Raw genomic sequence first — 26,234 nt, forward strand, 5'->3', positions numbered from 1 at the left:
AGAGAATTATGACCGACATTGCACAAAGTCTCTCCCGCGAAGCACATGCGCACGAAAAGGAATTGAGGACCGAATATGCCGATCTGTTCGGCAATGGGCGCACATGGCGTAATCTGGCGATTTTAACCGTAGCGCTTATCGCTTCAGTCTGGTTCGCTTTCTATTGGCTCGATTTTTCACTGCTGCGCATTCTAAACGGCCTCGGTCGCCTCGGTGATTTCGCCTTGATGATGATGCCGCCATCGTCCGGCGGTCGTTTCAGTCTTTATCTGTGGTCTATGATGGAAACGCTGGCGATTGCCTATCTCGGCACATTGCTGGCGGCGATCCTTGCCTTCCCATTCGGCTTTCTGGCTGCGAAGAACATCATTCCGAATGTATTCCTGCATTTTGGCATTCGCCGCTTCCTCGACACCATCCGCGGCGTCGATACGCTGATATGGGCACTGATCTGGGTGTCGGTTGTGGGGCTTGGACCTTTCGCCGGTATTCTCGCCATCGCCTGCTCGGATTTCGGCGCATTCGGCAAGCTGTTCTCGGAAGCCATTGAAGGTGCTGACAAGAAGCCGGTCGAAGGCGTGGTCTCATCAGGTGGCGGCAAGCTGCACGGCTATCGCTTCGGCGTGCTGCCACAGGTTCTGCCTCTGATCGGCAGTCAGGTGCTTTATTTCTTCGAGTCAAATACCCGTTCGGCGACGATCATTGGTATTGTCGGGGCAGGCGGTATCGGCGCGCATCTGGCGGAACAGATCAAGGTTCTGAACCTTCAGGACGTTTCCTTCCTGATCATCATGATCCTGATCGCTGTTGCCGTGATCGACTGGTTCTCGTCCAAGCTTCGTCACGCCATGATTGGCAAGAAGGCACAGAAATCGGCTTAAAAGCATTTCCAGCAAAAGTGTGAAACGGTTTTGCGTTCGGAAATGCGTGATAAAAGTTAGAGCGGTTCTGATGAACCGTTCTAACCAGTAATGAGTGATTTCACGCCATCTGCGACGAACTGAACGGCAAGCGCTGCCAGGATAACGCCGAGAAGGCGTGTCAGGATGGAACGGCCGGTTTCGCCGAGAAACCGGTCGACCCGCTCTGCCAGCAACAGCACGAGATAGGTAATCAGCAGGCAGACGAAAATTACGCCAAGAAGGGCCAAACGCGGCCCGACGCCATGGAATGAGTCCGAGGTCAGAACGATAGCCGAAATTGCGCCCGGACCGGCAATCAGCGGAATGGCGAGCGGGAAGGCGGCTATATTGCGGATATGGTCCTTGGTGATGGCCACCTCGGCGCTCTTTTCCTTGCGCTCCGTCCGCTTCTCGAAAATCATCTCAAATGCGATCCAGAACAGCAGCAGGCCACCGGCGACGCGGAACGCGCCGATAGTAATGCCGAACATGCCGAGTATCTGTGCGCCTGCAATGGCAAAGAGCGCCATCACGATAAAACCGATGATGGAGGCGCGAAGCGCCACCTGTCCGCGGTGGTGCCGCTCCATGCCCGGCGTCAGTGCCAGAAACAATGGCGCCAGTCCGGGCGGATCGATTGTAACAAGCAGGGTGACGAACGCGCTGAAAACCGTATCGTAGAACCCCATACTGCACGCGCCCTTCTTGTTGGCATGTTATGCTCAATCGGATACATGGATTGTAGACGATCAGTGGCACATGGTCGACGCAAAGCGCCAGTACGGGCAACATCGTTGCTCAATCTTTATGTGAATATCTTTTAAGTCATTGAATTGACAGACGGAAATAGCCCGCCGAAACGGTCGTGAAATTGGCGTTTTTTGCTGGTTTCCGTTATAAAGTGACTTTATCGATTCTGTTGAGAAAGAAATCTGAATAGTGTCAGATCAAACGCCTCCACCCGGTTCCGACGATATGAATGGTGGCCCAAACGGCGGCCCTAGCGGTATCGAACCGATTTCCATTATCGAGGAGATGCAGCGCTCCTATCTCGATTACGCGATGAGCGTTATCGTGAGCCGTGCGCTGCCCGATGTGCGCGACGGCCTGAAGCCCGTACATCGCCGCATTCTCCACGCCATGAACGAGATGAACCTCGCCTATAACCGCCCGTACCGTAAGTCGGCGGGTGTGGTCGGTGAGGTCATGGGTAAGTATCACCCGCATGGCGACGCTTCTATTTATGACGCTCTCGTGCGTATGGCGCAGGATTTCTCCATGCGCGATCCGCTTGTCGACGGGCAGGGCAATTTCGGCTCCATCGACGGCGATCCGCCGGCAGCGATGCGTTACACCGAATGCCGTCTGGAAAAGCTTACCGAATCCATCCTGTCGGACATCGACAAGGACACGGTCGACTTCCAGGACAATTATGACGGCCGCGAGCAGGAACCTGTGGTTATGCCTGCACGCTTCCCGAACCTGCTCGTCAACGGTTCGGGCGGTATCGCTGTCGGCATGGCGACCAACATTCCGCCACACAATCTCGGTGAAGTCATTGACGGCTGCGTAGCGCTCATTGAGAATCCGGCTATTCAGCTGGAAGAAATGATTGAGATCATCCCTGGTCCGGATTTCCCGACCGGTGGCATCATCCTCGGACGCGCAGGCATCAATTCCGCCTACACGACCGGGCGCGGTTCGGTGATCATGCGCGGACGCGCCACCATTGAGCCGATGCGCGGTGACCGCGAAGCCATTATCATCACCGAGATCCCGTATCAGGTGAACAAGGCTTCGATGATCGAGAAAATGGCCGAACTGGTGCGCGACAAGCGCATCGAAGGCATTTCCGATCTGCGTGACGAATCCGACCGCGAAGGCTATCGCGTTGTGGTCGAACTCAAGCGCGACGCCGTTGCCGATGTCGTTCTGAACCAGCTCTATCGTTACACGCCGCTGCAGACCTCGTTCGGTTGCAACATGGTGGCGCTGAACGGCGGCAAGCCGGAACAGCTCAATCTGCTCGACATGCTGCGCGCTTTTGTTGCCTTCCGCGAGGAAGTCGTGACGCGCCGCACAAAGTTCTTGCTCAACAAGGCGCGCGACCGCGCGCATGTGTTGGTCGGCCTTGCAATTGCGGTCGCCAATATCGATGAGGTGATTGCACTCATCCGTCGTGCGCCCGATCCAACGACGGCCCGCGAGCAGTTGATGGAACGTCGTTGGCCTGCAGCCGATGTGGCTCCGCTGATCCGTCTCATCGACGATCCGCGCCATCGTATCAATGAAGACGACACCTATAACCTCTCCGAAGAACAGGCTCGTGCCATTCTCGATCTGCGTCTGCAGCGCCTGACCGCGCTCGGTCGCGACGAAGTGGCGGACGAACTGAACAAGATCGGTGAGGAAATCCGCGATTATCTCGACATTCTCTCGTCGCGCCTACGCGTGATGACGATCGTCAAGGATGAGATGATTGCGGTTCGTGACGAGTTCGCCACGCCACGCCGCACCGAAATCGGTTTCGGTGGCGCCGAAATGGATGACGAAGACCTGATCGCCCGTGAGGATATGGTCGTCACCGTCAGTCATGCAGGCTATATCAAGCGCGTTCCGCTGACGACCTATCGTGCGCAGCGCCGTGGCGGCAAGGGCCGCTCCGGCATGGCCACGAAGGACGAGGATTTCGTCACCCGCCTGTTCGTCGCCAATACGCATACGCCGGTTCTGTTCTTCTCCTCGCGTGGCATTGTCTACAAGGAGAAGGTCTGGCGTCTGCCCGTCGGCACGCCGCAGTCCCGTGGCAAGGCGCTCATCAACATGCTGCCGTTGCAGCAGGGCGAGCGCATCACCACAATCATGCCGTTGCCGGAGGATGAAGAATCCTGGGCAAATCTCGACGTCATGTTCTCGACCACGCGCGGTACGGTTCGCCGTAACAAGTTGTCCGACTTCGTTCAGGTCAACCGCAACGGCAAGATCGCGATGAAGTTGGAAGACGAGGGCGATGAAATCCTCTCCGTCGATACCTGTACGGAATTCGACGATGTGCTTCTGACCTGTGCCGGTGGCCAGTGCATTCGCTTCCCGGTTACCGATGTGCGCGTCTTTGCAGGCCGTAATTCCATCGGCGTGCGCGGCATCAACCTGGCGGAAGGCGACAAGGTCATCTCCATGGCGATCCTGCATCACGTTGATGCCGATGCATCAACCCGTTCCGCCTATCTCAAGCGTTCGATTGCCGAGCGCCGGGCGCAGGGTGCGGACGACGCAGACGACATCGTGGTTGTCGGCGAGGAAGTCGGAACCGATGCGGAACTGACCGAAGAGCTCTATCAGGAGCTGAAGGCCCGCGAAGAAACCGTGCTGACTGTCAGCGAATACGGTTACGGCAAACGTTCCTCGTCCTACGAGTTCCGCGTTTCAGGCCGTGGCGGCAAGGGCATCCGCGCTACCGACACGTCGAAGACCGACGAAATCGGCAAGCTTGTTGCCCTGTTCCCGGTCGAGGCGAGCGATCAGATTCTGCTTGTTTCCGATGGCGGACAGCTCATTCGCGTACCGGTTGACGGTATCCGTATTGCCGGACGTTCCACCAAGGGCGTCACGATCTTCAACACGGCGGATGGCGAAAAGGTTGTCTCGGTCGAACGCATATCCGAAGCGGATAGCGACGAAGAGAACGGCAGTGAGGGCGAGGCAGCTTCTGAAGGCGAAGCACCAATCGCGGACACCGAAGAATAATAGAGAAGCCCGGGTTAGAGCATTTTCGAGCCAAAAGTGTGAAACGGTTTTGCGTCGGATAATGCGACAAACCAACGGACCCGGGCTTTTTATATAGATCAATGAAAAAGGCCGATGGCGGGAACCATCGGCCTTTTTCAGATGCCAAGACTGGAGGAATTGGCGATCACAGAAACTCTTTCACAGCAAGCTCCAACGCTATTGCGTGAACTCGGCTGCTAATATTTAGCGCGAACGCATGTTGCGCAAGCTGTTGATGTCAAATGTCACCTGACGCACGCGCTGACGCTTGGACTCGTTCTCTTCGAGAAGCAGTATGATTGCCGATGCAGCCATCGCGACCATCATGGATAATGCCAGAAGAAAGATCATCATCGTGTTATCCTTTCGACATACATACGCTTCAGAAGCGAAAAGGTTGCACCAAACTTGCACCTATCTTGGTAAATCGGTTGTGAACTTGTCGTGAAATCGCTGTTCATATCGCGTTCATCTGGTTTCTTGGTTTCTGTTTTCTTATCGCAGTGGTTCTTGTTGAAAATCCCGTCAGAAAAGGCTAGCTGGAAGAAATGACGATCGCGATTTATGCGGGCTCCTTCGACCCGGTGACAAACGGCCATATGGATGTCCTCAAAGGTGCTTTGCGCCTTGCCGACGAGGTTATTGTCGCGATCGGCGTTCATCCCGGCAAAAAACCTCTCTTCACCTTCGAGGAACGTGTGGCGCTCATCGGTGAAAGCTCCAAGGCCATATTGGGCAAGGATGCAGGCCGGGTTTCGGTCATTTCCTTCGACGGACTGGTCATTGATGCAGCACGCAAACATGCCGCACAATTGATGGTGCGTGGTTTGCGCGATGGCACCGATCTCGACTATGAAATGCAGATGGCGGGCATGAACGGCACTATGGCGCCGGAATTGCAGACCGTGTTCCTGCCGGCAGACCCGGCAGTACGCACAATTACCGCCACATTGGTCCGCCAGATTGCCTCCATGGGCGGCGATATAAAGCCCTTCGTTCCTGCGGCTGTTGCTGCCGCCTTGAACACCAAATTCAAATCCTGACTGCAGGGAGTTTTTCGATCATGTCTTTCATCCGTTCGGCGCTTGCCGCTGTTGCCTTTTTCGCGCTGTCGCAAGGAGCGGTCCAGACGGCTTCCGCCGCCAATGCCAAAAACACCGTCGTTCTCAAGCTGAAGGACGGCGACGTTGCCATCCAGCTTCGCCCCGACCTAGCGCCGAAGCATGTCGCCCAGATTGAAAAGCTGGTCGGGGCAGGCGCTTATAATGGCGTTGCATTTCACCGCGTCATTCCAGGCTTCATGGCACAGACCGGCGATGTAAAGTTCGGTAACGTGGACAAGGGTTTCGATGCTTCGCGCGTCGGCACAGGCGGTTCCGACTATCCCGATATTCCGGCAGAGTTCTCAAAAGAACCCTTCGTGCGCGGCACGGTCGGCATGGCCCGCAGCCAGAACCCGAACTCAGCCAATTCGCAATTCTTCATCATGTTTGCGGACGGCGCATTCCTCAACGGCCAGTACACCGTGGTCGGCAAGGTTGTCAGCGGCATGGATATCGTCGACAAGATAAAGAAGGGTAGCGAAGCCGATAATGGCGCCGTGGAAAACCCCGACAAGATCATCAAGGCCACGCTTCAGGCCGATAAAAAGTAAAATACGATAAGAAGTAAATACAAGGAGAGGCCCAATGGCTTACAAAGACCCTGAAAACACGCTCGTTCTGGAAACCACCAAGGGCAACGTCGTTCTTGAACTCTATCCAGACCTCGCGCCGGATCATGTTGCGCGCGTCAAGGAACTGGCTCGCGAAGGCGCTTATGACGGCGTTGTGTTCCACCGCGTAATCGACGGATTCATGGCACAGACCGGCGACGTGAAGTTCGGCAAGACCGGCGGCGCGCATTTCAATGGCTCGCGTGCGGGCATGGGCGGTTCGGACAAGCCAGATCTGAAGGCTGAATTCTCCAACACGCCGCACAAGCGTGGCACTGCTTCGATGGCCCGTTCGGCCAACCCGAATTCGGCCAATTCGCAGTTCTTCATCTGCTTTGCCGACGCTCCGTGGCTCGACCGCCAGTACAGCGTCTGGGGCCAGGTCATTGAAGGCATGGACAATGTCGACAAGATCAAGCGCGGTGAGCCTGTTGCCGATCCTGACACGATCGTGACGGCCCGCATCGCTGCCGACATCTGATCCTACCGATTTCATTGAGAAATTACGGCTCCGGTTCATACCGGGGCCGTAGTCATGAGGTTCATAATGCGTGTTGATCTTTTCGATTTCGATTTGCCGGAAGAGAGCATTGCTCTGCGTCCAGCGGAGCCGCGTGATCACGCCAGATTGTTGCGTGTCCGTCCCGGCCAGCCATTCGAAGATCGACAGGTGTTCGAGCTGCCCGATCTGTTGCAACCCGGCGATGCGCTTGTTTTCAATGATACCAAGGTGATACCCGCGCAGCTTGAAGGCATGCGCGAGCGCGATGGCAATATTTCGCAGGTCAGCGCCACGTTGCATATGCGCACCGGTCCGGATCGCTGGAAAGCGTTTCTGCGTCCGGGCAAGCGCGTAAAGGAGGGCGACCGCATCCGTTTCGGCCATTCCGGTTCAAGCTGCTTCCTTGGTACACTTGATGCCACCGTGGCGGAAAAGGGCGATGCGGGCGAAGCGCTTCTCGTGTTCGACCTTTCCGGCGCCATGCTGGATGAGGCCATCGCATCGGTCGGGCATATTCCACTGCCACCCTATATCGCGTCGAAGCGCGCCGAAGACGAGCGCGACCGCAAGGACTATCAGACGGTCTATGCCCGCGAGGAGGGCGCTGTTGCCGCTCCCACTGCCGGATTGCATTTCACGCCGGATCTTCTGGAAAAGATCAAGGCCAAAGGCGTTGAAGAACATTTCGTAACGTTGCATGTGGGGGCGGGAACGTTCTTGCCGGTCAAGGCCGACGATACGACCGACCACAAGATGCATTCTGAAATCGGTTATGTGTCGCAGCGGACCGCCGATGCGCTCAATGCTGTGCACGAGCGGGGCGGCAAGATCATCTGCGTCGGTACGACGTCGCTGCGCCTGATCGAAAGTGCTGCGGGCGAAGATGGCATCATCCGTCCGTGGACCGGTGCGACCGATATCTTCATCACGCCGGGCTACAAGTTCCGTGCAGTCGATCTGCTGATGACCAACTTCCATCTGCCGCGCTCGACGCTGTTCATGCTGGTATCGGCCTTCAGTGGCTTTGAGACGATGCACGCCGCCTATGAACACGCCATCAGCAATGGCTATCGCTTTTATTCCTATGGTGACGGCAGCTTGCTTGAGCGAGCCGACAAAGCTAAAGACACCGCATGACTCTGGAAAATCTAAAGACAAGCGAAAATTTCGAATTCAAAGTGCTGGCAACCGACGGCGCTGCTCGTCAGGGCGAGATTTCCATGCCGCGCGGCGTGGTGCGCACACCTGCCTTCATGCCGGTCGGTACGGCTGGCACGGTCAAGGCCATGTATATGGACCAGGTGAAAGAACTTGGCGCCGATATCATCCTTGGCAATACCTATCACCTGATGCTGCGGCCGGGTGCCGAGCGCGTGGCGCGGCTGGGTGGCCTGCATGAGTTCGGCGGCTGGAAAGGCCCGATCCTGACCGATTCCGGTGGGTTTCAGGTCATGTCGCTCGCGCAATTGCGCAAGCTCGACGAGAACGGCGTGACATTCCGCTCGCATATCGACGGCAAGCCTTATGAAATGACGCCGGAGCGATCCATCGAGATTCAGGGGCTGCTGGATAGCGATATCCAGATGCAGCTCGATGAATGCGTGGCGCTGCCTTCACCGGAAAAGAACACCGAGCGCGCAATGGAATTGTCGCTGCGCTGGGCCGAGCGCTGCAAGGTCGCTTTCGGCATTCAGCCGGGCAAGGCGATGTTCGGCATCGTGCAGGGCGGCGATGTAGCGCGTCTGCGTGAGAAATCGGCGGAAGCGCTGAAGGCCATGGATCTCAAGGGCTATTCGGTCGGTGGACTTGCGGTCGGCGAGCCGCAGCAGGTCATGCTCGACATGCTGGAAGTGGTCTGCCCGATCCTGCCATCGGAAAAGCCCCGCTACCTGATGGGCGTCGGCACGCCGGACGATATTCTGAAGTCGGTGGCGCGCGGGATCGACATGTTCGATTGCGTGATGCCGACGCGCGCAGGCCGTCACGGCCTCGCATTTACGCGCTTTGGCAAAGTGAACTTGCGCAATGCGCGCCATGCAGACGATCATCGCCCGCTCGATCCGGAATCGGATTGTCCGGCATCGCGCGACTATAGCCGCGCCTATCTGCATCATCTGGTAAAATCCGGTGAAGCGCTCGGCGCCATGCTCCTGACCTGGAATAACCTGGCCTATTATCAGTATCTGATGAAGGGCATCCGCGCATCGATTGCCGACGGGCGCTTCGGCGATTTTTCCGCCGAAACCTCGGAAGGATGGGCGAGGGGTGATATTCCCGCGCTCTGATTCGAAACTTGCTAAAATTAAGGGCGCCCGGCGCCCTTTTTCTTTATAGCTGTCAGTTTTCTGTCAGCATGTTTTCCAAACGGACGAGAACGGCGCGCTGTTCCTCATCGTTCAGAATTTCACATTCCATCAGTTTGGAGCATTCGAGACCCGCGACGGCCAGGTAGACAATCAGCGCGGTATCGGAATCGGTCGTGTCCTTGATCATGCGGTCGAGAAATGCCCTGTGATATTGGCGAACCGGCACCATGAAACCCGGATCTTCAGCAAGCGCGGCAAGGACACCACAAGCTGGCGGCTCATCATCGGCCTGAACCCGGTAAACATCGAGAAAAGCCCGTGCCACGCGGTTTTTATCGCCTTTCTGGAGTGTTTCCTGAACCTCCATGGCGTGTTCGTGCTCTTTCATATATTCTTCGACCACTGCTTCGAGCAGTTTGGCCTTTGTCGGAAAAGAATAAAGTAGTCCGCCTTTTGAAAGGCCCGCACGGGCTGCTACAGCATCGAGAGACAGGTGAGCGGGTCCGATCTCACGGGCAAGCTCAGTAGCAGCGCGCAAAATACGCTCGCGCGACGAGACCTTCTTTTTTGTTAGCAATTTACTGGTGTCTCCTGACAGTTCGTATGTTGACAATACCGTCCAGACGGTACAGTTATTCGCCACTTTCATTCAAGTAAAATACGCGCGACCTTTGCGTGACTGCGAAAGAAGGCGCCGCGGCCAATCCCCCAACCCTGATTGATCAGGGAGCCATCTGGAGTGCATCCGCAATGATCAAGCGCCTTATTCTGGCAATAATATTCCTCGTGATCGTCGTTGGAGGCCTCGTTGGCTTTAACCTGTTCCGATCACAGGCCATCAAAGACTTCTTCGCCAACATGCAGCAGCCCGCCCAGACGGTTTCGACCGTGACAGTGGAGCCGGGCGTATGGAAGCCGGGTGTCGAAGCAATCGGCACAGCCAACGCGCTCAACGGCGTCGATCTGACCGTACAGCTTGACGGCCTCGTGCAGAAGATCAACTTCAAGGCCAATCAGGAAGTCAAGGAAGGCGACCTGCTACTTCAGCTCGAAGACAGCATTCAGAAGGCGGACCTCGCAGCCGCCGAAGCTGAAGCCGTTCTTGCCCAGCAGAACCTGAAACGCGCCGATACGCTGCGCACGCGCGGTGTCGGTGCTGTATCGAATGTCGATACGACCGCATCGGTCGCCAATGCCGCCGGTGCGGTGGTGGAAAAGATGCGTGCAACGCTGGCGCAGAAGTCGGTCAAGGCTCCGTTCTCAGGCGTTATCGGCATTTCCAAGGTCGATCTCGGCCAGTATCTGACGCCTGGCACGGTCATTGCCACGCTGCAGAACACCGACGTGATGCGCATCGACTTCACTGTCCCGGAACAGTCGCTTGCCTCCATCAAGCTTGGACAAACCGTCAAGGTCGGTTCGACTGCAGAAGCACTCAACTTCACCGGCACGATTATCGGTATCGATCCGAAAATCGACCCGACGACCCGTCTCGTTTCGGTGCGCGCGGAAGTACAGAATCCGGATCATGAACTGACACCGGGTCAGTTTGTGCAGGTTCGCGTCGAATTGCCGGAAGAAGACAATGTCATTGCCCTGCCACAGACCACGATCATCTCCAGCCTGTACGGCGACTATGTCTATGCGGTCCGTCCGGAACAGAAGCAGGAAGGCGCGAAGGCTGCCGAAGGCGACAACACCGCCAAGGCTCCTGTTGCCGATGCCAAGCCGGAAGATGGCGAGAAGCAGGTCGCACAGCAGGTCTTCATCAAGCTTGGACGCCGCTATTCCGGCATTGTCGAAGTGACGAGCGGCCTCAAGGCTGGAGACATCATCATCACGGCAGGCCAGAACCGGCTCTCGCCCGGCGTACCGGTGAACATCGACAACACCGTCAATCCGATTCCGGCCGGCCAACCGGCTGACAAGCAATAGGCGATCCCGATGAGCTTTTCCGATATTTTCATCCGGCGACCCGTGCTTGCCACGGTAGTTGCCCTCATGATCATTCTGTTGGGCCTTCAGGGTATCGCGCAGCTGACAGTGCGCGAATATCCGAAGGTCGATGAAACCGTTATCACGGTCACAACAAACTATGCCGGCGCGAGTGCCGATCTCATTCAGGGTTTCATCACCGCGCCGATCGCCGAAGCGGTCGCTACGACTGAAAACATCGACTATGTGACGTCTTCGAGCCGTCCGTCGTCGAGCACGGTGACCGTGCAGATGAAGCTCGGCGCAAACCCCGACGCGGCGCTGACGGAAGTAATCGCCAAGGTCAATCAGGTTCGCGGCGACCTGCCGGACGAATCCGATGATCCCGTCATCGTCAAGGGAACGGGTCAAAACTTCGCTACCATGTATCTGGCAGCGCAGAACCCGAATATGACGAGCGAACAGATCACGGAATATCTGGAACGCGTTATCCAGCCGCGCATGTCCACCATTCAGGGTGTTGCAAAGGCTGAAATTCTGGGCGGTCAGGTTTATTCGATGCGTGTCTGGCTCGACCCGATCCAGCTTGCGGCACGTCAGATCACGGCACCGGAAGTTCTGGCGGCAATCAACGCTTCCAACTTCCTGTCGGCGCCCGGCACGACCAAGAACGAATATGTGTCGTCATCGATCACATTGAAGTCGACCTTGCAGACACCGGAAGCCTTTGGTGCCATGCCGATCAAGGCTTCGGGTGACGACGTCGTTCGTCTGCGTGATGTTGCGCGGGTCGAACTGGCTGCGAAAAGCACGGACACCATCGTTTCGTTCAACGGCTCGGCTGGTACCTTCCTCGGCGTCTTCCCGACACCGGCGGCGAACCCCATCGACATGGCCGCTGCCGTCCGCAAGGAACTGCCGTCGATCCAGGCGTCGCTGCCGGAAGGCATGTCGCTTGTTCTCGTCTATGACGCGACCGAGCAGATCAGCTCTTCGATCAAGGAAGTCTTCACCACCATCGGCGAAGCCGTGGCCATCGTCATTCTGGTCATCATCGTCTTCCTCGGGTCGTTCCGCTCGGTGCTGATTCCGATTGTCACGATCCCAATCTCGTTGATCGGCGTGTGCTTTTTCCTTTATGCGCTCGGCTTCTCGATCAACCTGTTGTCACTGCTCGCGATGGTTCTCGCCATCGGACTTGTGGTCGATGATGCCATTGTGGTTCTGGAGAACATACACCGGCATATCGAAGAGGGTCTCCGGCCCATGGACGCTGCCTTCAAGGGCATGAAGGAAATCACCGGCTCGATCATCGCCATGACGATCACGCTGGCGGCGGTGTTCGCACCACTCGGCTTCACGGGCGGTCTGACGGGTGCCCTGTTCCGCGAATTCGCCTTCACGCTGGCTGGCGCCGTTATCATTTCGGGCGTTGCCGCCTTGACGGTTTCGCCAATGATGTGCGCGCGTATGCTCAAGCATGGCGACCAGACCCGGTTCCAGAAGTTCATCGACCGGACCTTCTCGCGTTTCGAAAAATGGTATCACCGTCGTGTCTCCAACTCGCTCAACTATCGCGGCATTACGCTCGCAATTGTCGTAGCGCTGATGGGATTGACGGGCTTCCTTTTCATGAACACGTCGAGCGAACTGGCACCGGAAGAAGATTCCGGCGCGCTGTTCTCGATGTTCCAGGCTCCGCAATATGCAACCTCGGCCTATACCAATCTCTATGCCGAACAGATCGACGAACTGACCAAGGATCTTCCGGAACTGAAGACCCGTTTCCAGATCGTCGGCATGGACGGTGGCACGACATCCGGTATCGCGCTGTGGGTTTTGAAGGACTGGAACGAGCGTACCCGTTCGCAGAAGCAGATTCAGGAAGACCTGACCGCACGTATTTCCAAGGTCGCAGGTGTTGAAGCATTCATCTTCGCGCCTCCGTCCCTGCCGGGAACGGGTGGCGGCCTGCCGATCTCGATTGCTATCCAATCGACTGGCCCAGCCGATCAGGTTTTCGCACTGGCTGAGGAAATCAAGAACGAAGCACAGGCTTCCGGCCAGTATATCATCGTGCAGAACTCGCTTTCCTTCAACGCACCGCAGGTCACGATCACCATCGATCGCGACCGCGCAGCAACGCTGGGTGTGCAGATCAGCGATATCGGTTCGACACTGGGTCTCCTGACCGGTGGCGCATCGGTCGCGAAGTTCGACCGCGATTCGAACAGCTATGACATCATCACGCAGGTGCCCGATGCATACCGTTCGAACCCGGAAAAGCTTGGCGACTTCTATGTGCGCAGTGTTTCCGGCTCGATGATCCCGCTGTCGTCGGTCATCACGATCAGCCAGAACGCATCGCCTGCAGCAATCGAGCAGTTCAACCAGCTGAATTCGGCCACGATTTCAGCTCTGCCGCTGCCTGGCGTTACAACCGGGCAGGGCCTGCAAACTCTGGTCGATCTGGCCAAATCCAAGATGCCGGAAGGCTTCTTCCTGGATTATTCCGGTCAGTCGCGTCTGGAAGTGGAGCAGGGCAACACGATCCTGATCGCCTTCGGCCTCGCCGTCATCGTGATCTATCTCGTGCTTGCGGCGCAGTTCGAAAGCTTCCGCGATCCGTTCATCATCATGATGTCGGTTCCGCTGTCGATCTTCGGTGCCATCGTGCCGCTGAACATCGGTCTCGGCACTCTCAACATCTACACGCAGGTCGGTCTCATCACCCTTGTCGGGCTGATTACCAAGCACGGTATTCTGATGGTGGAATTCGCCAACCAGCAACGCCGTCTGCATGGTCTTTCACGCCGGGATGCGATCATCGTCGCGGCTGAAACCCGCCTGCGTCCGATCCTGATGACCACTGCCGCCATGGCGCTTGGCGTTGTACCACTCATCATCGCGACCGGTGCCGGTGCAGCCGCACGTTACTCGATGGGTCTGGTGATCTTCACTGGTATCGTGATCGGCACGATCTTCACGTTGTTCGTGGTGCCGATGTTCTACACCTTCATCGCCAAGAAGGATGTTGAAGGCGAATATGTTGCGTCATCGGATGAAGGCGGCGAACCGGCTCCAGCGCAACATCACTGAAACTTGCGTTGAACCAATGACAAAGGGCGGCCTAGAAATAGGTCGCCCTTTTGATTTTTGCTAACGTTGCAAACGCTGCGTTCCAACCCATATGAGCCAGTATGATACCCTTATCCGTTCTCGATCTTTCGCCAGTTCCCGAAGGTAGCGATGCAGCACAATCGCTGCATAATACGCTGGAGCTTGCGCAACATGCCGAACGGCTCGGCTTTCACCGTTACTGGCTTGCCGAACACCACAATATGCCGGGCATCGCCAGTGCCGCCACATCTGTGGTCATCGGTTACGTCGCCAACGGCACCTCAACCATTCGCGTCGGTGCTGGCGGCGTCATGCTACCCAACCACGCACCTCTGGTGATTGCAGAACAGTTCGGCACGCTGGCTTCCCTGTTTCCGGGGCGTATCGATCTCGGTCTTGGGCGCGCTCCGGGCACTGACCAGATCACCGCTCATGCGCTTCGTCGCAATCTCGACAGTGACGCCAATGCGTTTCCGCAGGATGTGGTCGAGTTGCTCAACTATTTCAAACCTGCCGAACCGGGCCAGCGCGTGCGTGCCGTGCCGGGCGAGGGGTTGAATGTGCCTGTCTGGATTCTCGGTTCCAGCCTGTTCGGCGCGCAGCTTGCCGCAATGCTGGGGCTGCCTTACGCATTTGCCTCGCACTTCGCGCCTGCCGAAATGGAGCGCGCCATCGCTCTATATCGCGAGCGGTTCGAGCCATCGGAATATATGCAGAAGCCTTATGTGATGCTGGGCCTCAACGTGATCGCAGCCGACACGGACGAAGAGGCGAACCATCTTTTCACGTCGCAACTGCAGGCTTTCGTCAACCTGCGCAGCGGTCGCCCCGGCAAGCTTCCTGCACCGGTCGAAGGCTATGCGGAGCGGCTTGATCCGGCAGCGCAGGCGCTTGTTCGCCAGATGCTGTCATGCCGTGTGGTCGGTGGACCGGACACGGTATCGAAAGGCATCAAGGCCTTTGCAGAAAGCACCGGCGCCGATGAACTGATGTTGACCGGCATGATACATGATCACAAGAAGCGTCTGCATTCATACGAGATCGCCAGCCGTTCAATCGGCCAATCAATCGCCTGAGCGGCTGTTTTCGCTTTTGACTTCCGCCAACAGCCAATCCCGGAAAGCCGACACCGCCGGAGTGCTCGAACGAGCCTTCGGCGTCACAAAATAATAGCTGCTCGGGCTTTTGACCGTATGCGGACAGGCAACCACAAGCTGGCCACTATCGATTTCGGCGCGAATGAGGAACAGCGGCATCAGCGCAACGCCAAGGCCTGCAATGCAAGCCTGCGAGACGTTCGAAAACTGTTCAAAGCGCATTCCCGGTGAAACCGGAGCCGCGATATCGAGGCTCTTGAACCAGTGGTCCCATGCACCGGGGCGTGAAGCCATATTGAACAGGGGAAGCGGCAACAGATCGGCAGGCGCATGAACCGGATTCTGCTGTAGAAATGCAGGGCTGCACACAGGCGCAACCGTTTCATCCATCAGGAAGACACTATCGGCGTTGGGCCAGTCCGGCTGGCCAATATGGATCGCTGCATCCAATCCTTCGCGATCAAAATCGAACTGCCCGATACGCGTCGCAAAATTGAGGATGATATCCGGATACTTTGCCACGAAACGCGGTATGCGCGGGATCAGCCAGCGTGTGCCGAATGTCGGCAGAAAAGCGAGATTGAGCGTGGTGCCACGCATATGCGACATGACTTGCAGCGAAGCGGCACGGATGGATGCCAGCGCTGGCCCCACCGCCTTCAGATAGACGCGCCCGGCATCGGACAGAACCACATTGCGGCTGGTGCGGTCGAAAAGCGCTGTTCCAAGCTGCTCTTCGAGTGTTGCAATCTGTCGGCTCACCGCGCCTTGCGTCAGCGACAGTTCCTCGGCTGCAGCCGAAAAGCTTTCATGCCGCGCAACCGCATCGAAGGCGGCAAGCGCACTGGTGGAGGGGAGCAAGCGGCGTGATATCGAAGTCATGATCCATTACTAAATGGAATAGATCGATGAGTAAACGTCGATTGCACCAGACCTCGGCACAGTTCATATTTCCTGTAAATTTTCATTGAGGAGAATACACTGATGTCACGTGCGGCTTTTAGCTGGGAAGACCCGTTTCTGCTGGATGACCAGCTGACCGAAGACGAGCGCATGATCCGCGACTCGGCCAAGGCTTTTGCGACGGACGTTCTGCTGCCCCGCGTTGAAAAGGCCTATCTGGATGAGACGACCGATCCGGAACTGTTCCGTCTGATGGGGCAGGCTGGTCTTCTGGGCGTGACGCTTCCTGAAGAATATGGCGCAGCCAATGCAGGCTATGTTGCCTACGGCCTGGTGGCGCGTGAAGTCGAGCGTGTCGATTCCGGTTATCGTTCGATGATGAGCGTGCAGTCGTCGCTCGTGATGTATCCGATCTATGCCTATGGCTCGGACGAGCAGCGCAAGAAATATCTTCCGGGCCTCGTCTCCGGCGAGCTGATCGGCTGCTTCGGCCTGACCGAGCCCGATGCAGGCTCCGATCCGGCAGGCATGAAGACCCGCGCCGAAAAGATCGACGGTGGCTATCGCCTCAGCGGCTCCAAGATGTGGATTTCGAACTCACCGATCGCCGATGTGTTCGTCGTCTGGGCAAAGTCCGCTGCGCATGACAACGCCATTCGTGGCTTCATCCTCGAAAAGGGCATGAAGGGGCTTTCCGCACCGAAGATCGGCGGCAAGCTTTCGCTGCGCGCATCGATCACCGGCGAAATCGTCATGGATGGTGTCGAGGTTTCGGAAGACGCACTTCTGCCGAATGTCTCCGGTCTCAAGGGTCCGTTCGGCTGCCTCAATCGCGCCCGCTACGGCATTTCCTGGGGCGTCCTCGGCGCTGCAGAGGATTGCTGGTTCCGTGCCCGTCAGTATGGTCTTGATCGGAAGCAGTTCGACAAGCCGCTGGCCGGTACGCAGCTTTACCAGAAGAAGCTGGCTGACATGCAGACCGAAATTGCTCTTGGCCTTCAGGCAAGCTTGCGCGTCGGTCGTCTGTTCGACGACGGCAGGATGGCCCCGGAAATGATCTCCATCGTGAAGCGCAACAATTGCGGCAAGGCGCTCGATATTGCCCGTCAGGCCCGCGATATGCACGGCGGTAATGGTATCCAGATCGAATACCACGTCATGCGCCATGCGCAGAATCTGGAAACAGTGAACACCTATGAAGGCACGCATGACGTTCATGCGCTGATCCTGGGCCGCGCCCAGACCGGCATTCAGGCATTCTTCTGATCGCTGTATCGCCAAGCCTTCCATTCGGGCCCGTTCGCAGTTCGCGGGCGGGCCTCTTTATTTTTGTACGGGATTGCTGAAAATGCAGAACACGCCGCTTGACGGTCTCAAGGTGGTAGAACTGGCGCGCATTCTTGCCGGACCATGGGTAGGGCAGACGCTCTCCGATCTTGGCGCCGACGTCATCAAGGTGGAAAGCCCTGAAGGTGACGATACGCGCAAATGGGGCCCGCCATTCATCGATGTGGAAGGCGAAAGGTCCGCCGCCTATTTCCATGCTTGCAATCGCGGCAAGCGTTCGATCACTGCAGATTTCCGCACTGATGAGGGCAGGGAACTGGTGCGCCAGCTCGTGGCTGACGCCGATGTTGTCATCGAGAACTTCAAGCTGGGTGGGCTGGATAAATACGGCCTCGACTATGAGAGCCTGAAGGCCATCAATCCACGCCTGATCTATTGCTCGATCACCGGTTTCGGCCATACCGGCCCATACGCCGAGCGTGCAGGCTATGATTTCATGATCCAGGGTATGGGCGGCATCATGGATCTGACCGGCGAACCTGACGGTGAGCCGCAGAAAATTGGCGTGGCTTTCGCCGACATTTTCACCGGGCTTTACAGCGTGATTGCGATCCAGTCCGCACTCATTATGCGCGAGCGCACCGGCATCGGCCAGCATATCGATATGGCGCTATTCGACTGTATGTCGGCGGTTTTGGCCAATCAGGCGATGAATTTTCTGGCGTCCGGTGTTTCACCAAAGCGCATGGGCAATGCCCATCCGAATATTGCGCCCTATCAGACGCTGCCTGTTTCCGACGGCTATTTCATCATCGCCTGCGGCAATGACGGACAGTTCGGAAAACTGACCTCATTGCTTGGCCTTGGTGACATCGCAGGAGACGAGCGTTTCGTCAGCAATTCGGCGCGTGTAGCCAATCGGGCGGCTCTCACGGCACTTCTGGAAGACAAGACTCAGGCATGGAAGCGTGACGATCTTCTGGCTGAGCTTGCCAGAATTGGCGTGCCTGCCGGTCCGATCAACACGGTGGCCGATGTATTCGCAGACCCGCAATTCGAGGCGAGGGCGATGAAGATCGACCCGCAAGGCGTTCCCGGTCTGCGGACGCCTATTCGCTTCTCCGATGCCGAATTAAAGCTCGACAAGCGTTCGCCGAAGCTGGGAGAACACAGCAACATCATTCTTTCGGAAATCGGCAAAAGCTGAACGAGAATAGTGTCATCAACCAGACGCGCTCTTCATCGAAGGGCGCGTTTTTGTTTGTATTGCATCGATGAAAAGTGAAAGCCTCTAATCAAGAAACAACTTTAACCCCTTGCGGGGAAAGCATTTTAAATTGTTCTTGAGAGAAGATGGTGCGGTCGAGAAGACTCGAACTTCCACGGGTTGCCCCACAGCGACCTCAACGCTGCGCGTCTACCAATTCCGCCACGACCGCCCGTGGTAGGAGCCGAACTCCGTCGGCGAGTGGGCATTTAGCAAATCACTTTGGGGTGCACAAGCCCCATCTGCATCTTCCGGCAATCTTTTTGAAAAAGAATGTGAAAAAGCCGGCACGCAATCATCGAAGACATCGTTGAAACCCCGAATTTCCGGGCTTTTTCAAAGGCTTCCGTAAATCAAAAAAAATTCCGAAAAACGTCACCGAACGAGAGTGTAGCGGTGGAACAAAGGGCTGCCAGGGGCAACAAGAGCGAATCCGACGAATCCGATTCATTCGGATTCGCCTCAATCGCCAAAAAATTATCCGGCGATGCCCTGCAAGCGCTTGATATCCTCAAGACGCTTCAGCGTTTCCGTGTATCCGGCGTCGATTGCCTCGGATGCGCGATGGAAATCGGCAAGCCCGATCTGTCCCACAATCGGCATAAGCGTGACATCCGGTGGATCGCCCGCCATGCGGGCTCGCGAGATGCGGTCCTGAATGATGTTGAAAGCTTCCATCATCACGCCTGTAATGCCAAGGCGCGCTTCCTTCTCGCCATGAATTGCCTCAGCCAGACCTTCCTGGCGTGATTGCGCATGTTTGATGACTGCAGCGCGACCATACTGGTCGTAATGCAGGTTCACCGCAAGGACGAGGCGCTGCTCGTAAGCACGGCACACAGATACGGGGACAGGGTTGACCAATGCGCCATCGACCAGAACACGCTCCTGCCAGCGCACGGGCTCGAAAACACCGGGCAGGGCATAGGAAGCACGCATGGCATCAATAAGCGGGCCAGATGACAGCCAGATTTCGTGACCGGTGCGTAATTCGGTGCAGATGGCAACGAAGGGACGGTCCAGTTCCTCGATGCGCAGCCCGTCCAGATGCTCGCGCAGGCGACCATCGAGTTTCATCCCGCCGAACAGCCCGCTACCGCGAAAGGTGATATCGAGAAGATTGAACATGCGCCGCCGTGTGAGGCTACGGGCGAAATCTTCCAGTTCATCGAGCTTTCCGGCCAGATAACAGCCACCGACAAGCGCGCCGATGGAAGTTCCGGCAATCATCTCGATATCGATATTGGCTTCGTCCAGCGCGCGCAGAACGCCGATATGCGCCCAGCCACGCGCAGCTCCGCCGCCCAGCGCCAAGGCTATCCGGCGCGGCTCACGCTTGATTTCAGGTTTTTCAACGATTTCTTCTGTCGGCGGTGCAAGGTCGTTATTCGCAGCCTTCCGCCTCTGCCCCCATGCAAGCATCACGATGGATACCTCTTCGTCTCGATTTGGAGCATTTCCGACAAAAGACTCAAGCGGTTTGCGTCAGGAAATGCACAGACAAATGGCTAAAACGATTCCGACAACTCCGTTTGAATGGAACCGCTTCAGATTAGCGAAACATAGTATCCAAAGAATAAATGCTGCGAATTGATGGCGCGACTCATATTCGCGCCATCACATCCTTTTGACCAAGATTAATGCTCGTGATCGCAAGCACCTTCAATAGCCAGCGATATATCGCCGTTCTCGGCAACAACCTGCCGATAGAAGCAGGAGCGGCGGCCTGTATGGCAGGTCGGCCCGTCACCGGCGACGCGCACTTTCAGCCAAAGCGCATCCTGGTCGCAATCCGTTCGCAACTCGACAACGCTTTGCAGATTGCCTGACGTCTCGCCCTTCTTCCAGAGCTTGCCGCGCGAACGAGACCAGTAATGCGCAATTCCCGTTTCGAGGGTGAGACGCAGCGCTTCCTCATTCATATGGGCGACCATCAGTAACTCGCCGTCACGCGCATCGGTTACAACGGCTGTGATGAGACCCGATGCATCGAAGCGCGGCATGAATGCCGCACCTTCTTCGATGGCCTTCTTGTCAGAAGGCTGGACAGGAAAGAAGCTCATAGTCTGCCGCTTATCTGCGGGTCAGGGTCATGAAGCGAACCTGTTCCTCCGCATTCACCTGCATTTCGCCGGTAAATGTGGTGGTGATGGTCGTCGAACCCTGCTTGCGGATGCCGCGCATGGCCATGCACATGTGCTCGGCCTCGATCATGACGGCGACGCCACGCGGCTTCAAAATGCGCTGGATGCTATCGGCGATTTGTGCGGTGATGCTTTCCTGTGTCTGCAGGCGGCGCGCGAAAATATCCACGACGCGGGCAATCTTGGAAAGGCCAACCACCTTGTGATCAGGCAGATAGGCGACGTGCGCCTTGCCAATGATCGGCACCATATGGTGCTCGCAATGCGAATGGAACGAAATATCCTTCACGAGGACAAGATCGTTATAGCCGCCGACTTCCTCGAACACTGTGCCGAGAACTTCTTCCGGGCTTTCCGTATAGCCTGCGAACAGTTCCTTATAGGCCTTGGCAACGCGCTTCGGCGTTTCCAGAAGACCTTCACGCTCCGGGTCGTCTCCGGCCCAAAGCAAAAGCGTGCGTACGGCTGCTTCTGCATCGGCCTGCGTCGGCTTGCCATGCAAAAGAGTTACATCTGCCTGCTTGTTCGGCAGGCCGGATTCGTCATCTTCTTTGAGGATGCGAGCGTCCATCAGTATTCTCCAGTAGTCTCCTTCAAGGAGGAGACGAGTTAAACGGACAATACAACGATGCGCTTTGCGAGCGGGCGATGTATTGATCCGGCGCTTGAGGCCACCGGACAGGTTTTCGTGCGACTGCCCCCGGGTCTGTGCTAATGTTACCCATAGCGCAGACGCTACCTGCCTATTATATAGACATTAAATTGCAACTTCAAACCGCAGTCGGACGACAAAATTATGTTTTTCTCCGGCACTGCGGAAGGTTCGCCTCCATGATCGATGATATTTATAACAAACGTATTCTGGAATTCGCTGGAAACATGGAGCGTCTGGGACGCCTTCCTGAGCCCGATGCCGTTGCCAAAGTGCATTCCAAACTGTGCGGATCGACTGTTACCGTCTACCTGAAAATGGCTGACGGCATTGTGACGGATTTCGCACATGAGGTGAAAGCCTGCGCACTTGGGCAGGCTTCTTCGTCCGTGATGGCGCGCAATATTATCGGCGCTTCCGCAGAGGAACTGAAAGCCGTCCGCGATGAAATGTACAAGATGCTGAAGGAAGAAGGTCCGGCGCCGGAAGGGCGTTTTGCCGACCTGAAATATTTCGAACCTGTCCGCGAATACAGGGCTCGCCACGCCTCCACGCTGCTTACATTCGATGCGGTTGTCGATTGCATCCGGCAAATCGAGGAAAAGGCCAAAGCTGCCTGATGTGCTCTTGCGGCAAGAATCATGCAGGCGAGGGCGCACCAAAGCGCTATAGCCGGAATTTTACAGATCCGTGGCGCAAGACACCCGGAAGAGTGATCGGCACTTCGTTCGTGCGCTTCTATCAGGTGACATTGTCGTCTCTCATCGGCAATTCCTGCCGCCATCTGCCGACCTGTTCCGAATATGCCTATGAAGCCATTGCTCGCCACGGCCTGTGGAGCGGCGGATGGATGGGGCTTTTTCGCGTCGTGCGTTGCGGGCCGTTCGGAACCCACGGTTTCGATCCGGTGCCGCGTGCACTCTCCAGCGATCTCAAATGGTATCTGCCCTGGCGGTATTGGCGCTGCTCGGCATCTTAGGGCGCGATGCGCTTTTGGGTACATGAGCACCGGCACGCAGATAATCGTCATTTGCAGCCACACAGGACGACTTTTGGAACAGGCATCTTAGGGCGCGATGCGCTTTATCAAAGCCGTCTCCCAGTTTCCCCGAATTACCCCCAGCTGTGAATTCTGACAGTTTTTTGTTAGCTGATTATAATTCATTAAGGATATCAACGTTTCATTGAGAATTGGAATTTAAGGCAGTGCTGTGGTCTTTTTCGGGCCGCAATTTGCCTGCATGTCCCCCCGGCGTCCCTATTCCTGTGAGCTGTTATGCTGAAATCATCGTCCCGTCTTTCACGTCTCATTGCATCCTTAGCGCTCGGTGCGAGTGTGCTTTGTACGTCTGCGGCGATGGCGAATACGTCCTGGGTTGTTTTCGACGCCGATAGCGGGCGAATCCTTGGGCAGGACGATGCGAATGTGCAGCGTGCACCAGCTTCACTGGCCAAGATGATGACGCTCTATCTCGCCTTTGAAGGTCTCAAGACCGGCACGCTGCATTGGGACGATGCAATGCCTGTATCGAAAAATGCGGCTGCAAAGGTTCGCATGAAGCTCTGGCTGAAGCCGGGTGAGACGATTACCGTCCGCGATGCGATCAATGGCATGATTATCGTGTCGGCCAATGATGCGGCGACAGTCATGGGCGAATATATCGCCGGATCGGAAGCGGCTTTTGGCCGGTTGATGACGCAGCGTGCGCGCCAGATCGGCATGAAGAGCACTTTCTTCGTCAATCCGTCGGGACTGACCGCGAAGTCAACCCAGCTGACCACAGCGCGGGATATGGCCGTGCTTGGCATGTCGCTCCGCCGTGACTTTCCGGAACAATATGAGTTGTTCTCGCAGCGCTCCTTCACTTTCCGCGACCGTGTTCGCAACGGCCACAACAATCTGATGTATCGCTATCAGGGCGTCGATGGCATCAAGACCGGCTATACGGATGTATCCGGCTACAACCTCGTTTCCTCAGCCGTCATCAACGACAAGCACCTTGTCGGCGTTGTACTGGGGGCTGGATCGGCGCGGCAGCGCGACGACCAGATGGCGAAACTGCTCACCCGGTTCGGCACGGAAGGCACTGAGGCCACGGGGCAGCTCGTTGCAATGGCAAAGCCGCAGCCTGTCGCCAAACAGGCAGCTCCGGCCCAGCCGAAAGCAGACGCAGTAGCAGACCTGATCGACGATTCCCGTATCGAGCAGGGCGACGGTGGCTTCCTGATCGCCTCAGCCGCTGGAGCATCGGCCTGGACGATTCAGCTCGGCGCTCCACCGACACTTTCCGGTGCCAAGGAGCTGCTGGCCAAATATCGTCCGGCGGTCGACAAAGTCGCACCGGGTCTGAAAGCTGAAATTTCTCCTGCAGAAAAGCGCCGCAAGGTCTATCGTGCGCGTTTTTCCGGTTTCAGGGACTCTGCCTCCGCCGAAAAGGCATGCTCGCAGTTGAAGCAGCAGAAGATCGACTGCCTCCCGATTCGGAACTGATTTCATTTCAATTGCACAGATGAGCGCGACCTGACGCTGTCAGTCTGTCGCGCTTTACTGGCTGGGCAAAAAAGACTAGAACCCAACCTTCATTTTCATACGCATGAACCCACCCGCAATCGTTGGCGGGACTGGATAAGGATGATCAGAATGTCGAATACCGTTTCCATGCAATTTCCCGATGGCTCTGTGCGTGAATACGATGCCTCGATGACCGGCGCGGGCCTCGCGGAATCGATTTCCAAATCTCTCGCCAAAAAAGCTGTTGCCTATGCCGTCGATGGCACCGTGCGCGATCTTTCCGATCCTCTCGGCGCTTCCGGCAAGATTGAGATTCTGACCCGCGAAGACCCGCGCGCGCTCGAACTCATTCGTCACGATACGGCGCACGTACTGGCAGAGGCCGTGCAGGAGCTTTTTCCGGGCACGCAGGTTACCATTGGCCCCGTTATCGAGAACGGCTTCTACTACGACTTTGCGCGCAACGAACCGTTCACGCCCGACGATCTTCCGGTGATCGAAAAGAAGATGCGCGAGATCATTCAGCGCAACAAGCCTTTCACCAAGGAAGTCTGGTCGCGTGAAAAAGCCAAGCAGGTTTTTGCCGACAAGGGCGAGAACTACAAGGTCGAGCTGGTGGAAGCCATTCCTGCCGGGCAGGACCTCAAGATTTATTATCAGGGCGACTGGTTCGACCTCTGCCGTGGCCCGCACATGGCTTCAACCGGCCAGATCGGCAATTCCTTCAAGCTCATGAAGGTCGCCGGGGCTTACTGGCGCGGTGATTCCAACAATCCGATGCTGACCCGCATCTACGGTACGGCTTTCGCCAACGACAACGATCTTCAGGCCTATCTCCATATGCTTGAGGAAGCCGAAAAGCGCGATCATCGCCGCCTTGGCCGTGAAATGGACCTGTTCCATTTCCAGGAAGAGGGACCGGGCGTTGTGTTCTGGCACGCCAAGGGCTGGAAGATGTTCCAGAATCTGGTGAGTTATATGCGTCGCCGCCTCGACAGCCATGGCTATCAGGAAGTGAACGCGCCGCAGGTGCTCGACAAATCGCTTTGGGAAACCTCGGGCCACTGGGGCTGGTATCGCGACAACATGTTCAAGGTAACCGTTGCCGGTGACGAAACCGATGACGATCGTGTCTTTGCGCTGAAACCGATGAACTGTCCCGGCCATGTCATGATCTTCAAGCATGGCCTCAAGTCCTATCGCGACCTGCCGATCAAGCTTGCGGAATTCGGTAATGTGCACCGTTACGAGCCGTCAGGCGCGTTGCATGGCCTGATGCGCGTGCGCGGCTTTACGCAGGACGATGCGCACATCTTCTGCACGGAAGAGCAGATGGCTGCCGAATGCCTGCGCATCAATGACCTGATCCTGTCAGTCTACAAGGACTTCGGTTTCGAAGAGATCACCATCAAGCTGTCGACCCGTCCTGAAAAGCGCGTCGGCTCGGATGAGCTCTGGGATCGTGCCGAAAGCGTGATGATGTCGGTGCTGGAAAAGATCCAGCAGCAGTCCAACAACATCAAGACCGGCATTCTGCCGGGCGAGGGCGCGTTCTACGGTCCTAAGTTCGAATATACGCTGAAGGATGCTATCGGCCGTGAATGGCAGTGCGGCACCACGCAGGTGGACTTCAACCTGCCGGAACGCTTTGGCGCCTTCTATATCGACAAGGATTCTGAAAAGCGCCAACCGGTCATGATCCACCGCGCGATCTGCGGCTCGATGGAGCGCTTCCTAGGCATTCTGATCGAGAACTTCGCCGGTCATATGCCGCTGTGGTTTGCGCCGGTGCAGGTTGTTGTTGCCACGATCACCTCGGATGCCGACGAATATGCGGCGCAGGCTGCGGCAAAGCTGAAAGCCGCCGGACTGCAGGTCTCGACCGATCTGCGCAACGAGAAGATCAACTACAAGGTTCGTGAGCATTCCTTGCAGAAGGTTCCGGTGATCCTCGTCTGCGGCAAGCGCGAAGCCGAAGAAAACACGGTTAATATGCGCCGTCTCGGTTCGCGCGATCAGGAATCCATGACGCTCGATGAAGCCATTGCACGGCTGGTGGAAGAGGCGACCCCGCCCGATCTGCTCCGCCTCAAGAATGGTGGCTAACAATAAAAAGGCCGTGCAT

General features: G+C 56.8%; 23 protein-coding genes and 1 tRNA gene. 16 read left to right on the forward strand and 8 right to left on the reverse strand.

Annotation, left to right across the window (positions count from 1 at the left end; all coding sequences use genetic code 11):
- Positions 1–8: 8 nt before the first annotated feature.
- Complete coding sequence (phnE, locus tag CES86_RS03785; RefSeq protein ID WP_010660121.1) at positions 9–881, forward strand: phosphonate ABC transporter, permease protein PhnE; 873 nt, start codon at positions 9–11, stop codon at positions 879–881.
- An 80-nt stretch (positions 882–961) separates the two neighbouring features.
- On the opposite strand, the gene CES86_RS03790 is transcribed toward phnE, so the two are convergent.
- Positions 962–1,591 (reverse strand): MarC family protein, encoded by a 630-nt coding sequence (locus CES86_RS03790; protein ID WP_010660120.1) that lies wholly within the window; start codon positions 1,589–1,591, stop codon positions 962–964.
- A 286-nt stretch (positions 1,592–1,877) separates the two neighbouring features.
- Here CES86_RS03790 and gyrA point away from each other — a divergent pair, with 286 nt between their 5' ends.
- A complete protein-coding gene (gene gyrA, locus CES86_RS03795; protein WP_094513757.1) occupies positions 1,878–4,649 on the forward strand; it encodes a DNA gyrase subunit A in 2,772 nt (923 codons plus the stop codon).
- A gap of 225 nt (positions 4,650–4,874) precedes the next feature.
- Here the strand turns inward: gyrA and CES86_RS27440 are convergent, their stop codons facing one another.
- Positions 4,875–5,024 (reverse strand): hypothetical protein, encoded by a 150-nt coding sequence (locus tag CES86_RS27440; protein ID WP_010660118.1) that lies wholly within the window; start codon positions 5,022–5,024, stop codon positions 4,875–4,877.
- A 194-nt stretch (positions 5,025–5,218) separates the two neighbouring features.
- Between CES86_RS27440 and coaD the strand changes: the two genes are divergently transcribed.
- From coaD to tgt, 5 genes are all read left to right on the forward strand, one after another.
- Positions 5,219–5,713, forward strand: a complete 495-nt coding sequence (gene coaD, locus CES86_RS03800) for a pantetheine-phosphate adenylyltransferase (protein WP_012092071.1) — start codon at positions 5,219–5,221, stop codon at positions 5,711–5,713.
- 20 nt (positions 5,714–5,733) lie between these two features.
- Complete coding sequence (locus CES86_RS03805) at positions 5,734–6,324, forward strand: peptidylprolyl isomerase (RefSeq protein ID WP_094513759.1); 591 nt, start codon at positions 5,734–5,736, stop codon at positions 6,322–6,324.
- A gap of 34 nt (positions 6,325–6,358) precedes the next feature.
- Positions 6,359–6,865 carry a peptidylprolyl isomerase gene (locus CES86_RS03810; protein ID WP_012092069.1) on the forward strand — a complete coding sequence of 169 codons (507 nt, stop codon included), beginning with the start codon at positions 6,359–6,361 and terminating at the stop codon, positions 6,863–6,865.
- 66 nt (positions 6,866–6,931) lie between these two features.
- Positions 6,932–8,023, forward strand: a complete 1,092-nt coding sequence (gene queA, locus CES86_RS03815) for a tRNA preQ1(34) S-adenosylmethionine ribosyltransferase-isomerase QueA (RefSeq protein ID WP_094513760.1) — start codon at positions 6,932–6,934, stop codon at positions 8,021–8,023.
- The gene (gene tgt / locus CES86_RS03820; RefSeq protein WP_010660113.1) at positions 8,020–9,171 is read left to right on the forward strand and encodes a tRNA guanosine(34) transglycosylase Tgt; all 1,152 of its coding nucleotides are present in this window, start codon (positions 8,020–8,022) and stop codon (positions 9,169–9,171) included. Before queA ends, tgt begins: the two co-directional genes overlap by 4 nt.
- 52 nt (positions 9,172–9,223) lie before the next feature.
- Here the strand turns inward: tgt and CES86_RS03825 are convergent, their stop codons facing one another.
- Positions 9,224–9,841, reverse strand: a complete 618-nt coding sequence (locus CES86_RS03825; RefSeq protein WP_373418770.1) for a TetR/AcrR family transcriptional regulator — start codon at positions 9,839–9,841, stop codon at positions 9,224–9,226.
- 101 nt (positions 9,842–9,942) lie between these two features.
- Here CES86_RS03825 and CES86_RS03830 point away from each other — a divergent pair, with 101 nt between their 5' ends.
- The 3 genes from CES86_RS03830 (at position 9,943) to CES86_RS03840 (ending at position 15,323) form a co-directional block, all read left to right on the forward strand.
- Positions 9,943–11,127, forward strand: coding sequence for an efflux RND transporter periplasmic adaptor subunit (locus CES86_RS03830; RefSeq protein ID WP_043061728.1), 1,185 nt, complete (start codon positions 9,943–9,945; stop codon positions 11,125–11,127).
- Between the two features lie 9 nt (positions 11,128–11,136).
- Complete coding sequence (locus CES86_RS03835) at positions 11,137–14,226, forward strand: efflux RND transporter permease subunit (protein ID WP_010660110.1); 3,090 nt, start codon at positions 11,137–11,139, stop codon at positions 14,224–14,226.
- A 101-nt stretch (positions 14,227–14,327) separates the two neighbouring features.
- On the forward strand, positions 14,328–15,323 hold the full coding sequence (locus CES86_RS03840) for an LLM class flavin-dependent oxidoreductase (protein ID WP_094513761.1): 996 nt from the start codon (positions 14,328–14,330) through the stop codon (positions 15,321–15,323).
- Here CES86_RS03840 and CES86_RS03845 read toward each other — a convergent pair.
- Entirely contained in the window at positions 15,312–16,226 is a 915-nt protein-coding gene (locus CES86_RS03845; protein WP_010660108.1) for a LysR family transcriptional regulator, read from the reverse strand. The genes CES86_RS03840 and CES86_RS03845 overlap by 12 nt on opposite strands.
- A 102-nt stretch (positions 16,227–16,328) precedes the next feature.
- Between CES86_RS03845 and CES86_RS03850 the strand changes: the two genes are divergently transcribed.
- Both CES86_RS03850 and CES86_RS03855 read left to right on the forward strand, forming a co-directional pair.
- Entirely contained in the window at positions 16,329–17,513 is a 1,185-nt protein-coding gene (locus CES86_RS03850; protein WP_010660107.1) for an acyl-CoA dehydrogenase, read from the forward strand.
- A gap of 82 nt (positions 17,514–17,595) precedes the next feature.
- The gene (locus CES86_RS03855; protein ID WP_094513763.1) at positions 17,596–18,741 is read left to right on the forward strand and encodes a CaiB/BaiF CoA transferase family protein; all 1,146 of its coding nucleotides are present in this window, start codon (positions 17,596–17,598) and stop codon (positions 18,739–18,741) included.
- Positions 18,742–18,888: 147 nt separating this feature from the next.
- Here CES86_RS03855 and CES86_RS03860 read toward each other — a convergent pair.
- The 4 genes from CES86_RS03860 to folE form a co-directional block, all read right to left on the reverse strand.
- Positions 18,889–18,973, reverse strand: a tRNA-Leu gene (locus CES86_RS03860).
- A gap of 305 nt (positions 18,974–19,278) precedes the next feature.
- Positions 19,279–20,226 (reverse strand): patatin family protein, encoded by a 948-nt coding sequence (locus CES86_RS03865; protein WP_010660105.1) that lies wholly within the window; start codon positions 20,224–20,226, stop codon positions 19,279–19,281.
- Between the two features lie 212 nt (positions 20,227–20,438).
- Positions 20,439–20,864 carry a phosphoribosyl-AMP cyclohydrolase gene (gene hisI / locus CES86_RS03870; RefSeq protein ID WP_010660104.1) on the reverse strand — a complete coding sequence of 142 codons (426 nt, stop codon included), beginning with the start codon at positions 20,862–20,864 and terminating at the stop codon, positions 20,439–20,441.
- A 10-nt stretch (positions 20,865–20,874) separates the two neighbouring features.
- Entirely contained in the window at positions 20,875–21,516 is a 642-nt protein-coding gene (gene folE, locus CES86_RS03875) for a GTP cyclohydrolase I FolE (protein WP_006466810.1), read from the reverse strand.
- Between the two features lie 260 nt (positions 21,517–21,776).
- Here folE and CES86_RS03880 point away from each other — a divergent pair, with 260 nt between their 5' ends.
- From CES86_RS03880 to thrS, 4 genes are all read left to right on the forward strand, one after another.
- Positions 21,777–22,217 carry an iron-sulfur cluster assembly scaffold protein gene (locus CES86_RS03880; RefSeq protein WP_010660103.1) on the forward strand — a complete coding sequence of 147 codons (441 nt, stop codon included), beginning with the start codon at positions 21,777–21,779 and terminating at the stop codon, positions 22,215–22,217.
- Positions 22,217–22,576: a membrane protein insertion efficiency factor YidD gene (yidD, locus tag CES86_RS03885; protein ID WP_010660102.1), complete on the forward strand. Its 360-nt coding sequence runs from the start codon at positions 22,217–22,219 to the stop codon at positions 22,574–22,576. The genes CES86_RS03880 and yidD overlap by 1 nt, the downstream gene beginning before the upstream one ends.
- Before the next feature lie 297 nt (positions 22,577–22,873).
- Positions 22,874–24,088 (forward strand): D-alanyl-D-alanine carboxypeptidase, encoded by a 1,215-nt coding sequence (locus CES86_RS03890; RefSeq protein ID WP_029376106.1) that lies wholly within the window; start codon positions 22,874–22,876, stop codon positions 24,086–24,088.
- A gap of 150 nt (positions 24,089–24,238) precedes the next feature.
- Entirely contained in the window at positions 24,239–26,215 is a 1,977-nt protein-coding gene (gene thrS, locus CES86_RS03895; RefSeq protein WP_029924832.1) for a threonine--tRNA ligase, read from the forward strand.
- The last annotated feature ends 19 nt before the right edge of the window (positions 26,216–26,234 follow it).

Source organism: Brucella lupini (assembly GCF_002252535.1).
Lineage (GTDB): Bacteria > Pseudomonadota > Alphaproteobacteria > Rhizobiales > Rhizobiaceae > Brucella > Brucella anthropi.

Excerpts from the sequence above, each read along its gene's own strand:
- phnE (WP_010660121.1), top strand. The coding sequence starts at position 9 with ATGACCGACATTGCACAAAGTCTCTCCCGCGAAGCACATGCGCACGAA.
- CES86_RS03790 (WP_010660120.1), bottom strand. The coding sequence starts at position 1,591 with ATGGGGTTCTACGATACGGTTTTCAGCGCGTTCGTCACCCTGCTTGTT.
- gyrA (WP_094513757.1), top strand. The coding sequence starts at position 1,878 with ATGAATGGTGGCCCAAACGGCGGCCCTAGCGGTATCGAACCGATTTCC.
- CES86_RS27440 (WP_010660118.1), bottom strand. The coding sequence starts at position 5,024 with ATGATGATCTTTCTTCTGGCATTATCCATGATGGTCGCGATGGCTGCA.
- coaD (WP_012092071.1), top strand. The coding sequence starts at position 5,219 with ATGACGATCGCGATTTATGCGGGCTCCTTCGACCCGGTGACAAACGGC.
- CES86_RS03805 (WP_094513759.1), top strand. The coding sequence starts at position 5,734 with ATGTCTTTCATCCGTTCGGCGCTTGCCGCTGTTGCCTTTTTCGCGCTG.
- CES86_RS03810 (WP_012092069.1), top strand. The coding sequence starts at position 6,359 with ATGGCTTACAAAGACCCTGAAAACACGCTCGTTCTGGAAACCACCAAG.
- queA (WP_094513760.1), top strand. The coding sequence starts at position 6,932 with ATGCGTGTTGATCTTTTCGATTTCGATTTGCCGGAAGAGAGCATTGCT.
- tgt (WP_010660113.1), top strand. The coding sequence starts at position 8,020 with ATGACTCTGGAAAATCTAAAGACAAGCGAAAATTTCGAATTCAAAGTG.
- CES86_RS03825 (WP_373418770.1), bottom strand. The coding sequence starts at position 9,841 with ATGAAAGTGGCGAATAACTGTACCGTCTGGACGGTATTGTCAACATAC.
- CES86_RS03830 (WP_043061728.1), top strand. The coding sequence starts at position 9,943 with ATGATCAAGCGCCTTATTCTGGCAATAATATTCCTCGTGATCGTCGTT.
- CES86_RS03835 (WP_010660110.1), top strand. The coding sequence starts at position 11,137 with ATGAGCTTTTCCGATATTTTCATCCGGCGACCCGTGCTTGCCACGGTA.
- CES86_RS03840 (WP_094513761.1), top strand. The coding sequence starts at position 14,328 with ATGATACCCTTATCCGTTCTCGATCTTTCGCCAGTTCCCGAAGGTAGC.
- CES86_RS03845 (WP_010660108.1), bottom strand. The coding sequence starts at position 16,226 with ATGACTTCGATATCACGCCGCTTGCTCCCCTCCACCAGTGCGCTTGCC.
- CES86_RS03850 (WP_010660107.1), top strand. The coding sequence starts at position 16,329 with ATGTCACGTGCGGCTTTTAGCTGGGAAGACCCGTTTCTGCTGGATGAC.
- CES86_RS03855 (WP_094513763.1), top strand. The coding sequence starts at position 17,596 with ATGCAGAACACGCCGCTTGACGGTCTCAAGGTGGTAGAACTGGCGCGC.
- hisI (WP_010660104.1), bottom strand. The coding sequence starts at position 20,864 with ATGAGCTTCTTTCCTGTCCAGCCTTCTGACAAGAAGGCCATCGAAGAA.
- folE (WP_006466810.1), bottom strand. The coding sequence starts at position 21,516 with ATGGACGCTCGCATCCTCAAAGAAGATGACGAATCCGGCCTGCCGAAC.
- CES86_RS03880 (WP_010660103.1), top strand. The coding sequence starts at position 21,777 with ATGATCGATGATATTTATAACAAACGTATTCTGGAATTCGCTGGAAAC.
- yidD (WP_010660102.1), top strand. The coding sequence starts at position 22,217 with ATGTGCTCTTGCGGCAAGAATCATGCAGGCGAGGGCGCACCAAAGCGC.
- CES86_RS03890 (WP_029376106.1), top strand. The coding sequence starts at position 22,874 with ATGCTGAAATCATCGTCCCGTCTTTCACGTCTCATTGCATCCTTAGCG.
- thrS (WP_029924832.1), top strand. The coding sequence starts at position 24,239 with ATGTCGAATACCGTTTCCATGCAATTTCCCGATGGCTCTGTGCGTGAA.